Origin of the sequence: Thermocoleostomius sinensis A174 (genome assembly GCF_026802175.1) — a bacterium.
Lineage (GTDB): Bacteria > Cyanobacteriota > Cyanobacteriia > Elainellales > Elainellaceae > Thermocoleostomius > Thermocoleostomius sinensis.
Genome location: NZ_CP113797.1, coordinates 3,730,074 through 3,745,488 on the forward strand (window position 1 = coordinate 3,730,074; position 15,415 = coordinate 3,745,488).

The following is a 15,415-nucleotide window of genomic DNA, read 5'->3' on the forward strand; positions in this document are numbered from 1 at the left end:
TTTTCATTTTTTACTCATGAAAAAGATCTCATTCCGGCTTCATGTCGCCTTCACAGACCGATGACAAAGTGTTAGATAGGCACAAGCTCCAAGCTAAGGAGGAATGTGTTCTTTTTGCTCGATCCCATACGGCACTCCCTGTTCTTGCGACCGCGAAGCCCAGACGCATACCTCATTACTTGCAACAGGAGAGGATAACAATGAGACTGATGGTTTACTCCCATGATGCTTTTGGATTGGGCAACATTCGCCGAATGCTGGCCATTTGTCAGTATTTAGTTCAAACAGTGCCAGATATTACAATCCTAGTTGTTTCTGGCTCACCAGCGCTGCACAGCTTACGTTTACCAAGCGGGGTAGACTACATTAAGCTTCCCTGTGTTGGGCGCGATCAAGCTGGTGAACTGACGGTTAAATTTCTAGAGACCGAAGTTCAAGAAACGATCAAGTTGCGATCGGAAATTATCTTGGCAGCCGCTACCAATTTTAAACCCGATCTGTTTTTGGTAGACAAGAAACCAGATGGGCTACAAGGAGAACTTAAAGATACATTAGCCTATGTGAAGGCGAACCATCCAGCAACGAAACTGGTATTACTATTGCGCGATATTCTTGATTGTTCAGATGTCACCATTCAACAGTGGCAACGATGCAATTATTACCAGCTAGTGGAATGGCTATATGATCAAGTTTGGGTAATTGGAACACGACAAATTTTTGATGTTTGTCAAGAATATGCCTTTCCCAAAGTTATAGCCGATAAGGTGCGATTTTGCGGCTACATTCGTCGATCGTCCAGCGGAATTTCTCGATCGACGTTGCGCTCTCAGCTTGGTATCCAGCCCCAAGACGCGTTTGTATTGGTTACGGCTGGTGGTGGTGGGGATGGGTTTGAGCTAATTGAAGCCTACCTAATGGGCTTAGCTGAAGAGAAGAACTATCCTGGTCAACTCAAAAGCTTGATTGTTTCAGGTCCAGAAATGCCATTGAACCAGCGGCAAGCCCTACTTCGCTTATCAACCAAGCATACCAATGTGCAAATTCGAGAATTTACGGATGATCTGATCAACTATATGAGTGCAGCGGATTTGGTGGTGTCGATGGCTGGACACAACACTATCAGCGAAATTTTGTCTCTGCGTAAACGGGCGATTGTCGTGCCGCGTGTGGCTCCAGTGGCAGAACAATGGATTCGGGCTGAACGCATGGCTAAGTTGGGATTATTTAAGGTGATCCATCCCCAGCACTTAACGGCTCATCGGTTAATTCAAACCGTTCTCGATGAGCTTGTTGCACCTGACCTAACCCAGTCACTCCAGGTAGATATGCAAGCCTTACCCCGTATTCTCAACTATCTTTCCTGGCTGTTGTCCGATCACCAAACTGTCGCTTGCTCTTTCCGTTCGTCGTTTCATAGTGATCAAATCCCGCACTTAGCCACTGCCGATCGGTGATTGTGACATTTCAAAATCTTCCAGAGAATCTTCCAGTCAATCTCTTAGGAAACCTTTCATGCGTTCTGTTGCTAATCACACTGTAATGATTGGATATCTACTGAAAACCTATCCAAAGTTATCAGAAACATTCATTCTCAATGAAATTCTGGAATTGGAGCGCCAAGGTTTACGTCTGCATCTCTTTTCACTACGTTCTCCTAGTGATAGTCAATGTCATCCAGGTGTGTCTCAGGTTAAGGCTGATGTTACATACCTTCCCACCTTGTTGCCTACATTCTCTTGGAAAGATGCGCGATCGCTACTATCGGCTCATCTGCAACTATTTTGGCAGCATCCGCTACGTTACATCCGCACACTATATTTTCATGGCAATCGCCTAGAAGAAAAACACTGGAATGAATTTTGGCAAGGTGGCTATTTAGCATTAAAAATGCAGCAGCTTGACATCGACTATCTGCATGTGCATTTCGCCAATATTCCAGCGGCAACAGCTGAAATTGCTAAGCATTTTTGTGGAGTGCCGTTCAGTATTACGGCTCATGCTAAGGATATTTATCTATCCGATTCAGCCACACTCGATCGCAAGTTTGCTACGGCTGAATTTGTTCTCACTTGCACAAACTTTAACCAGCAGTATCTTACAAAAATCGCAAACCACAATACTTCTATCCATCTGGCGTATCACGGCTTGGATTTACAGCAGTTTGCATTAAACGAATCAGATGTTTGTGTGGCTAATCTAGCTGATATGGCATCAGATTCTCTAGCTGCTTCTGTTCCCCATCTCCTCAGCGTTGGACGTTTCTGTGAAAAGAAAGGATTTTTTTATTTACTAGAAGCATGTCACTGGTTGAAGCAGCAGGGGTATGCGTTCCGCTGCACGATCGTCGGTTATGGGCCCTTGCAACCACAAATCGAGCGATTTATCCAAGAACATCACCTCACTCATATTGTGCATCTAGCCGGTAAACTCACCCAAGATCAACTGATTACCCTATATCATCAAGCCGATCTGTTCGTGCTGCCCTGCATTATCACTGAAGACGGCGATCGGGATGGTATTCCCAATGTCTTGCTAGAAGCAATGGCCATGCAGATTCCGGTTATCTCAACTCGGATCTCTGGAATTGCGGAACTAGTTGATTCTGGACGCACGGGAATTTTAGTACCACAGAAAGATGCGACCGCGTTAGCAGCCGCGATCGAGCAGTTGCTTTCACAGCCAGAATTGCGCAAGCAGTTGGGACAGGCAGGTTGCACAAAAGTACGCCAATGCTTTGCCCTTGATCGCAACGTTGAACAAGTTAAAAATTTGCTACTGCAAGCTTTGCAATTATCAAACACTGCTCGCTTACCCAAAGGATTGGGAGGCATTGGAGACTTGTCGCAAACATTGGAGGAAGCGATTCGATGAAACGGTTGATGTTCTATTGTCAGCATATTCTTGGTATTGGTCATTTGATTCGCAGCACAGAGATCGTGCGTGGATTGACGAATGATTTTCAAGTCTGCTTTATCAACGGTGGCGAAATCGTTAAGGGATTCGAGATTCCAGATAAAATTGAACTTGTGAACCTACCAGCCATCAAAACAGATACTGAATTTAGAGAATTACAGGTTCCAACGGGATTTCAAACAATTGACGAAGTCCTAGAATATCGTAGAGATCAGTTGCTTACTGCATTCAATCGCATTCAACCGGATGTGTTGATGATTGAATTGTTTCCATTTGGGAGACGCCGATTTTCTGCTGAACTGCTTCCCCTACTCGATCGTGCTAAAGCTCACGGTACAAAAATTGTGTGCAGTCTGCGGGATATTGTGGTGACGAAGCAAGATCAAGTGCGTCACGAAGAGAAAGTATGCAAGCTGATAAATCGTTACTTTGATCTGCTATTGATTCATGGTGATCCCGCCTTTATTCCTCTAGAAGCCAGCTTTTCGCGCACCCAGGATCTCAACTGTAACGTTCACTATACAGGTTATGTGGTGCAGCAAGGAGTAGGGATTAGGGAACAGAAAATAGGAAATGGGAAACAGGCAGCATCTACCCATCTGCCAACACCTCTAATTCTTACAAGTGTTGGCGGTGGTCGCTTTGGTCATGATTTACTCAAGTGCGTTGCAGAAGCTAGCAAGGTACTGGAAACTAAAATTCCACATCACATTCAACTGTTTACGGGTCCGTTTGCTCCTGATGAAGTGTTTGAGCAGTTGCAGACGATCGCCCAACATCGCCACAACCTAACCGTCGATCGCTATACCCCCAACCTACTGGCATACATGCAACAGGCAGATTTATCGATCAGCATGGCAGGGTACAACACCACGATGAATGTATTAACAACTGGGGTGCGATCGATGCTGTTGCCGTTTACAGGCAATGACGATCAGGAACAGACAATTCGATCGCAGCGGCTAGAGCAATTGGGGGTGGTGACATTGATTCGTCCGAGCGATCTTCACCCTGAAGCCTTCGCCGATCGCATTATTGAGTGCCTGCAAACATCTCCAACTTCAATGCAGTTTGATCTAGGCGGAGTTAAAAAAACAGCAAATTTGATTCGAGCGATCGTTCACAAACAGCCCGTGATTGTATAGAACGTCATTCACTGTAGAAATCTAACTAGGAATCTATTTATGAAAACACCGAAAGTTTGTATTACCACACTTGAATTTCCACCGGATGTTGGCGGTGTAGGCGAGTCAGTTCACCGCATTGCTCAAATTCTGTTTGATTTAGGGTATGAAGTGCATGTCGCTGTGTTTCACTCTAAACAACGAAAGGATGAGGGATTTCGGCGCTCATCCTGTTCCACCATGATTCAAGATAATGTCATTGTTCATAGACTGGAACCTGCGAATCGATCGCATCAACCCATTATGCAAGATTACCTCAGCGAGGTTTATTTCTTGCTGAAGAAACTACATCAAGAGCATCAGTTTGATGTGTTTCATGCCTTCTTTGTCAACGAAACGGGATTCTTAACAACCCTGCTGGCCCAAGAACACAACGTGCCAGTTATTAACAGCATCCGGGGCAGCGATCTCCACAAGCATGTATTCAATCCGAAGCAACATGGGCAAATTGCCTGGACGCTAGAAAACTCGGCTTGGGTAACGTTCGTTAGCCGCGATCTGCAACAGCGAGCCAGTTTGTTAGCACCTGGTATTCGTCGTAAATCCTCCGCCTTCTGGAATTCCATTCAACCGATCGATTTTCGGCAATTGCCCACTCCTTTTTTGGTCAACCAGCTGCGTGGGACGGTGATTGGCACAGTAGGACGGTTTCGCGACAAGAAGGGGTTGGAGTTTTTGTTCGATGCCTGTGCCAAGCTCAAACAACAATTGGAATTTACGCTGCTGCTGGTTGGAGACTTTGCCGATCGCGAACGAGAATACTGGCAACAGGAGGTAGAAACCAGCGGCATTGCCGATCGCATTGTCATCACCGGGATGTTGGAGCGGCAACAAGCGCTGGCCTTTTTACCTCACATGAATATCTTTACCGTGCCGTCGCTACACGATGGTTGTCCTAATACATTGCTAGAAGCGATGTTGGCGGGTCAAGCCATTATTGGCACCAATGTGGATGCCATTGGTGAAATTTTGGAGGATGGGCAAGATGCTTTAGTGGTCAACCCAGGATCATCCGACGAACTCGCTGAAGCCATTCACTGGTTAGCTCGATCGCCAGAACTGCGGCAGCAGTTGGGTCAAGCTGCTAAACGCAAAGTTCTTGAGCAGCTTTCTCCGACTGTAGAACAAGCCCATTGGAACGCTGTATATCAACGAGTTTTGCTTCCCCGCTTGGCTTCAGTGGCGATCGGGTAGTTAAACAAATGACTCAAGGAGGATACGCTATGACAAATCCGCAAGTAACCATTGTTGTTTCCCCCCGCGAACGATTTAGCTATGCTCGTGAATCCTTGGAGAGCATCTACGCGAATACAACTATACCTTTTCGATTGGTTTACGTTGACGGTGGTTCTCCAGCCTATGTAAAGGAATATTTGCAGGAGCAATCTCGTCTTCGCAACTTTCACCTGATTCGCACCGAGCATTATTTATCACCAAATAAAGCCAGGAATTTAGGACTGAAAGAAGTTGATACCGAGTATGTTCTATTTATCGATAACGACGTACATGTATCTCCGAACTGGCTCGATTTTCTCTTGGAATGCGCGAGTGAGACTCAAGCTGATGTTATCTGTCCTTTGACTTGCATTGGGCAGCCTCTGCATCAAAAAATTCACTTAGCAGGCGGCGAGGCTCGTATTGTGCTGGAGGTAAAGGGCGAGAAGAAGCGGCGACGAGTGCATGAAAAACACTATTTTGTGAATCGTTCCGTAGCGGAGGTTCAGGATCAGTTACAGCGCCAACCGTGCGAATTTGCTGAATTTCACTGCATGTTGGTGCGCTCCTCAATCTTTGAAAAAACCGGGCCGTTGGATGAAGCACTGCTGAGTACTCGCGAACACATTGACTTTTGCTTAAGCGTGGCACAGGCAGGTGGAACTGTCTACTGCGAACCTGCTTCTGTCGTCACCTATGTGCCCGATGTGGTGTTCCGTTGGTCTGATTTATCCTACTTTATGCTGCGCTGGAGCGATGCTTGGGAAATGCAAAGCTTACAGCATTTCCGTGACAAGTGGGATCTGAAGAAAGATAGATATTTCAAGAAACGGTACGGTCGATTAGGGCATCGTCGTCATCAAGCGTTCCTGAAACCGCTTATGAAAAAGCTCACGTTTGGTCAATCTGTCCCTTGGTTAGAATCGCTGCTGATTTTCCTAGAGCGACAGTTGAATCACCTGATTACCGATCGCTATGCTCACAAGTATCCGCAACTTGTGTCTGTTCACCCCCAAACTACTGTTACAGCGCCCAAAACTCTGGTTGCCTCCTCTCGTTAACTAGACTCAGGAGATTGCAAATCGTATCTAAATCCCCTCGCCCCTCTTATAGCCATTGCCAGATAAGCCATCACCACAGATAGACCAGCCCCAGGTAAGGGTAGTTCGCACACTGCCCTTACAGAAATTTGTGGTTTATGCGAGTGAGAACTCTTGTAAAAGGAAATCAAATCTGTGATTAAGCCACAATCAAGATTTGTATACACGGTAGCCTATTGTCACTGTCATTTATCACCATCATTCACTAATTTCAGCCGTTGAGAAACAACCATCATGGCAAAGCCTAAGAGTATCAAAGCCGCGTTACCTGGAATTGGGCGCATTCTTCATAAATTTGCGCCCCAGATCCGCAAACAGCAAGCCTTACTCTGCGTTTCATTCATTGCTCTGGTGCTGGAAACCGTGATGCGCTTGTTGGAGCCATGGCCCCTGAAATTTATTTTTGATCAGGTCATTTTGCCTCAATTTGAATCGGGAGCACCAGCTGTTGAAATCTTGGCCAATGTACAACCGATGGTGTTACTGACCGGGTTGTGTGTAGCGCTTGTTCTGATTGCGGGACTACGGGGCGCAACCGCTTATCTCAGTACTGTTGGGTTAGCGATCGCGGCCACGCGCATTGTTACAGATGTACGAGCGAATCTTTACAGTCATCTGCAACGACTATCGCTGTCGTTCCATAGCAAAGCCAAAAGTGGCGATTTAATTACCCGTGTCACCTATGATGTTGAACGCCTACGAGAAGTGGCGGTGGTGGCAGCGTTACCTTTGTTTTCCAACATGCTGACGGTGGTAGGCATGATTGGTGTCATGTTTTTTCTCAACTGGGAATTAGCGCTGATTGCGATCGCGATCGGGCCGCTTTTTCTGCTGTCGTCAGTACGCATGAGCCGCAAAATTCGAGAAGTGGCACGAGTTCAACGCAAGCGAGAAGGAGCCATGGCAGCCGTAGCTGCTGAATCGATGGGAGCAATCAAAGTTGTGCAAGCTCTATCGCTGCAAACTATGCTGGAGCAAAATTTCTCGACGCACAACCAGAAGAGTTTACGAGAAGCTGCACAGGCACAAAAGCTCAGCGCTGGTTTAGAGCGCACGGTAGAGGTGTTGGTGGCAATTTCAACCGCTTTGGTGTTGTGGCGAGGATCGCTGCTCGTGTTACGGCAAGCAGTAACACCGGGAGATTTGTTAGTTTTCACCACGTATCTTAAGGTGGCCTTCAAACCGATGCGGCAACTGGCCAAATACACGGGACAAATTGCCAAGGCTACCGCTTCGGGTGAACGAATTGTAGATTTACTGGATCAGGTGCCCGATGTGCAAGACCTGCGCGGAGCCAAAACAGCCCCCGACTTTCGCGGAGCGATTCGGTTTGAACGAGTCAGCTTTTTCTACGAAACCGAGCACAGTACATTACACAACATCAATTTCAAAGTGCAGCCGGGTCAACACGTTGCGCTTGTGGGGCCATCGGGTGGTGGTAAATCGACGCTAGTAAGTTTGCTGTTGCGGTTTTATGATCCGCAAGAAGGGCGAATTTTGATTGATGGGCACGATTTGCGCGAATACAAATTGGACTCTCTACGGCGGCAAATCAGCATTGTCCTACAAGATAGTGTATTGTTTGCTACCACCGTCCGAGAAAATATTGCTTATGGCTGTTTGGGAGCTAGCGATCGCGAGGTAGAAGCAGCAGCAAAACTGGCCAATGCCCATGATTTCATTCTGCGATTACCCCAAGGGTATAACACCATTTTGGGCGAACGGGGAGCTACCCTATCAGGAGGACAACGCCAACGGATTGCTATTGCCCGAGCCGCCATTCGCAAAGCCCCGATTGTCATTTTGGATGAACCGACAACTGGATTAGACAACGAAAGTGAACGATCGGTAAGTGAAGCGCTCGATCGATTAACCCAAGGTTGTACAACGTTTTTAATCTCACATAATTTACGAGCAACTGAACACGCCGATCAAATTTTCTATATCGAAAACGGCACAATTTTGGAACGCGGCACTCATTGCGAATTAATGCAAGCAGGTGGTTCCTATGCCAACCTCTACCAATTGCAAGCGATTGACTCTGTACTATCGGGAGGAACCGACCATGCTGTGGCATAGACCCGTCAGATGGAATACTAGATGGAATAACAGAAAGGCTGCTACAGAACGACTTCCTGACCAGCCATTCAACAGCCAGCACAGTGCCACTCCCCACTCCCCAACCCCCATCACTCAAATCCTCCTCGTTCGCCACGGACGCAGCACCTTTAACGAGCAAGGGCGCTTTCAAGGCTGTTCAGATCAGTCGGTGCTGACGAATGCTGGAAAACAAGCAGCGCATGTAGTTGGGGCATTGTTAAGCCGCGTTTCGATCGATGCTATTTATGCCAGCCCGTTGCAACGAGTGCAGCAAACCCTGGATGCCATTCTCGAAGAGCGATCAGCCGAGACACCCATTGAAACTATTCGCTTCGACGATCGCCTACGTGAAGTAGATCTACCCGCTTGGGAAGGGCTGCCATTTCAACAGGTGCGCGAACAGTTTGCGGCCGAGTATCACTGCTGGAAACAGCGGCCGCATGAATTTCAAATGGTCGATCGAGATACGGCTTCTCCCTTTTTTCCCGTTTGTGAGCTTTACGATCGCGCTCAAAGATTTTGGCAAGATCGACTGCCGCAACATCGCGGGCAGACCATTCTAATTGTGGGCCACGGTGGTTCCAATCATGCCCTAATTAGTACAGCTTTGGGGCTATCTCCAGCCCAGCATCACACCTTACAACAATCAAACAACGGATTAAGTGTCTTGGCCATAGGCGATCGATTGTCATCGGCTGAACTGCATGGACTCAACTGGACGCAATCGTTAGGAGAAACCTTACCCAAACTCAAAGAGGGCAAACATGGGCTACGATTACTGCTTCTACCCGCCGATCGATTATTTTCAACCCATATTCAGCCACTATTACCATTTCTAGCGCACATTGCTATTGACTTCAGCCTCAGCGCTTATGAGGATTCCCAAGATGTGGTCGATCGCATTCTGCTCAATCATCCGAACACGGTAAAGCTTCAGGTTTCAAGAAGTGACGTTCCCTATGTTTGGCAACAATCAATTTTACAACAGCAAGTAGAACTCAATCATTTACTCACTGGCTTGGTGATTGCACCCAATGATATGGTAAAAGTGCTGATTGCGCAAGCGATGGGATTAAAGCACACGCGATCATCAGCACTGTGTCTAAAATCAGGCACATTAAGTGTTTTACATTATCCATCTATTAATCATCCCCCCATCCTCCAAGCCTTCAACATTGACCCCAAGGATTGTTCAAGAATTCCTAACTCTCGTTCGGCAAAGCTCACGCACCCTCAATCCCTAATTCCCACTCTCTAACCCCCGCCAAGGAGTATTAACATGAGCAAAATTTTGATAACTGGAGTAGCTGGTTTCATTGGGTTTCACGTCGCTCAAACATTGCTTAAAGCGGGTGAAACGATCGTTGGATTAGATAACTTAAATGACTATTATGATGTCAATTTGAAGTACGGTCGATTAGCTCAATTAGAACCTTATGATCGCTTTCAGTTTCACAAGCTAGACCTGGCCAATCGCTCCGGCATGGAAGCACTGTTTGCCCAGTATTCCTTCGATCGAGTCATTCATTTAGCAGCTCAAGCTGGCGTTCGCTATTCGTTGCAAAATCCCCACGCTTACATCGACAGCAACATTGTTGGCTTCACAAACATCTTAGAAGGATGCCGACAAACACCAGTACAACATCTGGTATTTGCGTCGTCTAGTTCGGTCTATGGAGCTAATCGATCGCTACCATTTTCGGTTCACGATTCAGTCGATCACCCTCTCAGCCTCTATGCTGCTACTAAGCGATCGAACGAGTTAATGGCCCATACCTACAGCCATCTCTATCAACTTCCCACAACTGGGTTACGCTTCTTCACCGTTTATGGACCTTGGGGGCGTCCAGATATGGCCCTGTTTAAGTTCACCAAAGCAATCCTAGACAGACAACCGATCGAAGTCTACAACTGGGGACAAATGCGGCGAGATTTTACCTATATTGACGATATTGTAGATGGGATCATTCGTGTACTTCATTGCATTCCTCGATCGAATTCATCTTGGTCTGCCCATCCGCCTGATCCTAGCAGCAGCCATGCTCCCTACCGCATTTATAACATTGGTAATAATCAACCTGTGACGCTGCTTCACTTTATTGAAGTTCTAGAACAGGCACTCGGTATTGAGGCAAACAAGCGCTTGCTGCCCCTACAACCAGGGGATGTTCTAGAAACCTATGCCGATGTTGCTGACTTAACCGCAGCCGTTGGCTATGTGCCCACCACGCCGATCGAGATTGGCATTCCGCAGTTTGTGAATTGGTATTTGCAGTATTACGGTCAACCGTCAAGTTCCGATTCCGATGTTGAAATACGTCTCGCATCTCTTGCATCTAGAACTCAAGCTCAGTGATTTGCGTTTCCAGGCTATCGTTGGTCATTTCCATATGAATTAATTACGTCTAAGTGGGTAGGGGTCCAGGCGCTTGCTGCAAGAATGACGGCAGATCCACAGCCGCTAACGATCGCCGTTTCTTCGCTGAACGCGATGGATAAACCACAGGGGACGGCCAACCAGGATTATCGAACGCAGAAGCGGCTGGAGGGGTAGACACCTCCGGTAAATTTGATTCTACTAAGTTTGACTCTACGGCAGCTTGAGTTGGCTCGGCTTCGACCCAATCAGTAATGGACGATTTTTTGTCAGAAGCCTTGATCGGCTGATTCTGAGAGTCTGGTTCAAACCAAGGCGACAGGTCTGATTCTGAAGGTCTGTCTGCCGCTGTTTCCTGAAGCGCCTGAAAATCGATCGACTCAAATGCTGACAAATCTCCTGATAAACTCGCCTTCACAACTTCCTCAGTAGACACATCAATTAACCGTGCCAAGTCTTGCCAAAGTGCATCTTCCGCATCAGCCATGACCGAATTCAACAAATCATCAGCACTGCGGCTGGAACGCCCCTCTTCCGAGCAATCGGCTGTCGCATCATGCGCCTGTGTCACAGAAGAACGTGGCGGGCAAGGCTCAGGGGTAACATCCCAATGAGACACTTGCGGCGTTTCTCGTTGTTCAGCCTCTTGATTGTCAGACAACATGGCATCAGCAATCAAATCAGCTAAGGGTTGCACAACCGAGTCTAGTTTTTGCAAAAGTTGTTCGTCAGGGACCATCGATTCACGCGCAGGCTCCTGAGAGAGTTTTGCCACATTCTGATGCCCAGCCGGATGAACCTCAGTGTCCTTACCAGAGAGTTTTTGACCAGATGGGGCGATCGATGCCTTATCGATCGATTGAAACCCTGGCAATGTAACAGCCGCCAACCGCGATCGCCGCGATCGAACAATGGGGAGATTGCTCGGATCAAAGGCTTGACTCGTTTCCGCATCCGCATCAGGTGTTTCACTGTCCAAACAGGTTGCAGAAAGGTTCATCCACGGGAAGCGAGCCGGAGAAATATCTTTTGAAGAAACCCAGGGCTGAATATGCTGCACCTTAGGCACAAAGGAGCGATCACCAGCCGCCGCCATCGTCTCTGCCACCGATTCAAAGGCTGGAGTGGCTACATCCAAGCTTTTCTCTAAGGCTGCCTTGAACTGAAGAGTGTAGCGCTGCTGCCGATGTAATCGCGCTTGCAAATCTCGACAATTGTTTTCAGTTTGAATCAACCGTTGGGCTTGGTCGTTATAGCGCTGCTGCACCAACGCAGCTTCTCGCTCTAGTTGCGCCACTCGTTCTTGGCTAGATTCTAATTGCCCAGTGAGGGTTTCAATCAAAATCTGTTGCCGTTGACTCGTTTGATGAACAGCCTCAAGCTGTTGATATAAATCAATGGCTTGTCCTTGCGTCAGCGTGAAATCTAGAGCCGCTTCATTAGCCGCTTCATTACCCCATTCGGCAGCATTGTACTCAGCAGCAAAATCTGTACTATAATTCGTACTATGATGTTGAGATCGTTTGACTTCTGCCTTCAGTGCATTTTGGCTACGTTCAAGGGCCTGCTCAAGCTGCGCTACTCGATCGAGCAAGATACTATTGCACTGGTTTAACTCCTGAATCAAGCTGATAAGGTCAGACAAATCTGTTGAACCGGATGACTGAAGCCAAGTTTCCGCCGCCGTTGCCAATTCCTCGGACAAGTTGGGATGTTCTGCATGTTCCTCATGGCGATACTTTGGATTGCGCGCTAAATCGTCATGCTGAAGGCGGTTGGTCGCCGCTGCTGCCACATTTGCTTGATCTTTCTGCAAACCGTCCGTTAAGCTTTTGCTCCGATCGTCTTCAGATTGAGCTACTTCAGATTGAGCTAAACGATCGCACAAACCCGCTTGCTCGATCGAATCCTCGGTAAGAGGGTGGTTGGGTGGTACCGGCTGAGGTTCTGACCCAGACTCTGATCCAGGTTCTGACGGTTGGTTGGTTGGTAGGCGACCATTGTTTGTACGGCTTAGATGATTGGATGGAACGTTTGCTTCACTCATAGCTCTAACTCAAAGGCACACTCAACGTCGGCGGGTTGTCATTCTTGATGATTTAACTTCATTCGGCGGAAATCTGCAAGGATCGCTCTAACTTAACCGTGCTGTCTCCGCAGGCTACTTGGCAGTCCGCCAATTCAGTTCAATCTGTGAATCTTTGGCTCGTGAAATCAGTCTTTAATACTGACTCTCTTTGTTCTTGGGTTTGTTTTTGGATTCTTGATTTTGGGTGTTTGATTGGGTTTTTGATCCAGACAAATTTCCCACTAAAATTGGGGATCAAATAGGGGATCAGGGGATCAAACAGGGGATCTAAAGTTGTGGATCAAAACGATCCAGCCTGTAGACGCACTTGGCTGGTAAGCTCCTCTTTATTGAACACTTAACTTAGTAACACAGAAAATAGGTTTGGCGACAATCTTTAAGTTAGTTAATTTTTCGTTGTGGTCTTTGCTCACGCCCAATAACCCTTCACCCTAACACGGATTTCAAAAATCGCTACAGTTAGTTACGTTTCGATGCAATCAAAGCATCCCACAAGACGGATTGATGCAGTAACGCGCGATCGACAATCGCGGCAATTCGATCGCTAGACAGCGCTTCACCGTTGGCATACAGTTCCAACCAGTCTTGACTAATTTGTTTGGAACTTGTAGGCATTTGGTCTAGGGCCCAGCCAGCAAGATTGAGATCTTGCATTAATTGACTGACCTTGGGATCATAATTAACTGCAAAACAGCGACACTCAGATGCCGCCGCCATAATCAATCCATGAAACCGCATGGCGATTGTCATTTCCACTCCACGAAATACGCCCTTCAATTGACGAGGATTGGTGAACGTCAAAATTTTGCTGGTTTCAGGCAGGTGGGCATGAATGGATTGAGCGATCGGTAAATCTTGAACTGGCTGAAAAGGAATCAGCAGCAAATACGCTTGGCTAGCTTTTTGAAAATCAATCAGTGCTTGCGTAAAGATATCTAACCGCTGGGGTGTTAACTGGGGATGAGGACGTAGAGCCACCGCTACTCTAGGAGCCGGCAAATCCCACAATCCAGGAACGGGTTCAGACTCTAGCGCCCATACTGGATCAGGAGCCAGCATAAACGGTACATGCCAACTTGCAACCAAATTTGCCGACCCCACATCTCGAACGCTAATTGCCGTAGAGTGCGTTACAACTTGGCGAGTTAGCCAGCGGGTGAGCGGTCGCGTCAATGGACCAATCCCTTGGGCCCAAGCAATCGTGCGCAGTCCCATCTGTTGTGCCAATCCCATCACCCCGGCATAGTAGAGCGGACTGATGGCACTGGTAACATCTTGCATCAAACTACCGCCACCCCAGATCAACGCTTCTGATTGCCGCAACGCTTGCAAAACTGCCGTTACCGAAAATCGATCGCACGCCGCCACCCCATAGCGCGTTTGTGTTTCGATCGGATTGCCTGATAGCACCAGCGGCTTCACCTGAGGAGGAAGCATCTGCAACAGCGCCGCCAACAGGGCCTCATCACCGCCATTGCCTTTGCCATAATAGCCACATAAAACTGCCCGCATCATTTCTTCTCCAGTCCCTCAACCCTTTACAATACCGGAGATAAGGAATGAAGGATGAGGTAACTTGTCTTTCCCATTCTCCACTTCCGCCCCCCGACTCCCCCCTCCCCCCTCCCCCACCTATGCACGCTCTTTCAATTCCCACCTGGATCATTCATATTTCCAGCGTCATTGAATGGATCGCCGCTATTTGGTTAATCTGGACGTACAGCGAAGTCAGCAACCAACCCGCGTGGCGTGCTTTGTCCTGGGGGATGATGCCTGCTTTGGTCAGTGCCATGTGTGCTTGCACCTGGCATTTCTTCGACAATTTGCCGGCTCTTGGATGGCTCGTCACCCTACAAGCAGCCATGACGGTTGTAGGTAATATCACCTTGTGCTTGGCGGGCTGGTGGATCTGGCGATCGTTTCTTCCACAAAATCAAGCAAAAGATCAAAACCAAGCGAAAGAATAAGTGTTCCTGACCTAGTGTCCCAACATCATGACGAAAGAAACGCTGTTTGCTCTCTCGCTTTTTCCCTACCTAGGGTTTCTCTGGTTTCTGACTCGAACTCGGCAAACCCCCCGCTTAGCACTCATTGGGTTTTACATGACGCTGGTATTTGTAGCAGTAACAATCCCGGCAGGGATTTATGCTCAGGTTGTTTACGGCAAGGAACTGGCAAATGTGGATGCGCTTCACGGAGGAGCAGAGTTTTTTCTGACGCTGTCCAATATTTTGGTGGTGTTAGGGTTCCGACAAGCGATTCTGCAAACCCGATCGCCCGCCAACTCTACCATAGACCCTAGTCAGGATGTGTCTGAATGAGGCTCTAAGTCTGCTGTAAGGTCGGCTCTCAGTGAAGAAATTCCCAACCTCAGCTACAATCAAGCGCTGCAGAGGGAAGAATTTGATCATGCCATCGGCTGAGATCACCACTGTTT

Annotated in this window: 12 protein-coding genes; 10 read left to right on the plus strand and 2 right to left on the minus strand. The window is 47.7% G+C overall.

All coding sequences use genetic code 11. The annotated features are described in order from the left end of the window. The first annotated feature begins 200 nt into the window (after window positions 1-200). From OXH18_RS16150 to OXH18_RS16185, 8 genes are all read left to right on the plus strand, one after another. Window positions 201-1,454: a glycosyltransferase family protein gene (locus tag OXH18_RS16150; RefSeq protein WP_268608128.1), complete on the plus strand. Its 1,254-nt coding sequence runs from the start codon at window positions 201-203 to the stop codon at window positions 1,452-1,454. A 58-nt stretch (window positions 1,455-1,512) separates the two neighbouring features. Beyond that, on the plus strand, window positions 1,513-2,871 hold the full coding sequence (locus OXH18_RS16155) for a glycosyltransferase (protein ID WP_268608129.1): 1,359 nt from the start codon (window positions 1,513-1,515) through the stop codon (window positions 2,869-2,871). Further along, window positions 2,868-4,058: a glycosyltransferase family protein gene (locus OXH18_RS16160; RefSeq protein ID WP_268608130.1), complete on the plus strand. Its 1,191-nt coding sequence runs from the start codon at window positions 2,868-2,870 to the stop codon at window positions 4,056-4,058. The genes OXH18_RS16155 and OXH18_RS16160 overlap by 4 nt, the downstream gene beginning before the upstream one ends. A gap of 39 nt (window positions 4,059-4,097) precedes the next feature. Then, on the plus strand, window positions 4,098-5,291 hold the full coding sequence (locus OXH18_RS16165; RefSeq protein WP_268608131.1) for a glycosyltransferase: 1,194 nt from the start codon (window positions 4,098-4,100) through the stop codon (window positions 5,289-5,291). Between the two features lie 29 nt (window positions 5,292-5,320). Further along, window positions 5,321-6,373, plus strand: a complete 1,053-nt coding sequence (locus tag OXH18_RS16170) for a glycosyltransferase family 2 protein (protein ID WP_268608132.1) — start codon at window positions 5,321-5,323, stop codon at window positions 6,371-6,373. A gap of 273 nt (window positions 6,374-6,646) precedes the next feature. Beyond that, a complete protein-coding gene (locus tag OXH18_RS16175) occupies window positions 6,647-8,491 on the plus strand; it encodes an ABC transporter ATP-binding protein (RefSeq protein ID WP_268608133.1) in 1,845 nt (614 codons plus the stop codon). Continuing rightward, window positions 8,478-9,770, plus strand: coding sequence for a histidine phosphatase family protein (locus OXH18_RS16180; protein WP_268608134.1), 1,293 nt, complete (start codon window positions 8,478-8,480; stop codon window positions 9,768-9,770). Before OXH18_RS16175 ends, OXH18_RS16180 begins: the two co-directional genes overlap by 14 nt. Before the next feature lie 21 nt (window positions 9,771-9,791). Then, on the plus strand, window positions 9,792-10,868 hold the full coding sequence (locus tag OXH18_RS16185) for an NAD-dependent epimerase (RefSeq protein WP_268608135.1): 1,077 nt from the start codon (window positions 9,792-9,794) through the stop codon (window positions 10,866-10,868). A 49-nt stretch (window positions 10,869-10,917) separates the two neighbouring features. On the opposite strand, the gene OXH18_RS16190 is transcribed toward OXH18_RS16185, so the two are convergent. Together OXH18_RS16190 and csaB are read right to left on the minus strand one after the other, a co-directional pair. Further along, window positions 10,918-12,936: a hypothetical protein gene (locus OXH18_RS16190; protein ID WP_268608136.1), complete on the minus strand. Its 2,019-nt coding sequence runs from the start codon at window positions 12,934-12,936 to the stop codon at window positions 10,918-10,920. A gap of 501 nt (window positions 12,937-13,437) precedes the next feature. Then, window positions 13,438-14,490 (minus strand): polysaccharide pyruvyl transferase CsaB, encoded by a 1,053-nt coding sequence (gene csaB / locus OXH18_RS16195; RefSeq protein WP_268613197.1) that lies wholly within the window; start codon window positions 14,488-14,490, stop codon window positions 13,438-13,440. Between the two features lie 122 nt (window positions 14,491-14,612). On the opposite strand from csaB, the gene OXH18_RS16200 reads away from it, so the two are divergent. Both OXH18_RS16200 and OXH18_RS16205 read left to right on the plus strand, forming a co-directional pair. Beyond that, window positions 14,613-14,945 carry a DUF2499 domain-containing protein gene (locus OXH18_RS16200; protein ID WP_268608137.1) on the plus strand — a complete coding sequence of 111 codons (333 nt, stop codon included), beginning with the start codon at window positions 14,613-14,615 and terminating at the stop codon, window positions 14,943-14,945. A gap of 27 nt (window positions 14,946-14,972) precedes the next feature. Further along, window positions 14,973-15,299 (plus strand): DUF3593 domain-containing protein, encoded by a 327-nt coding sequence (locus OXH18_RS16205; RefSeq protein WP_268608138.1) that lies wholly within the window; start codon window positions 14,973-14,975, stop codon window positions 15,297-15,299. Window positions 15,300-15,415 lie beyond the last annotated feature (116 nt).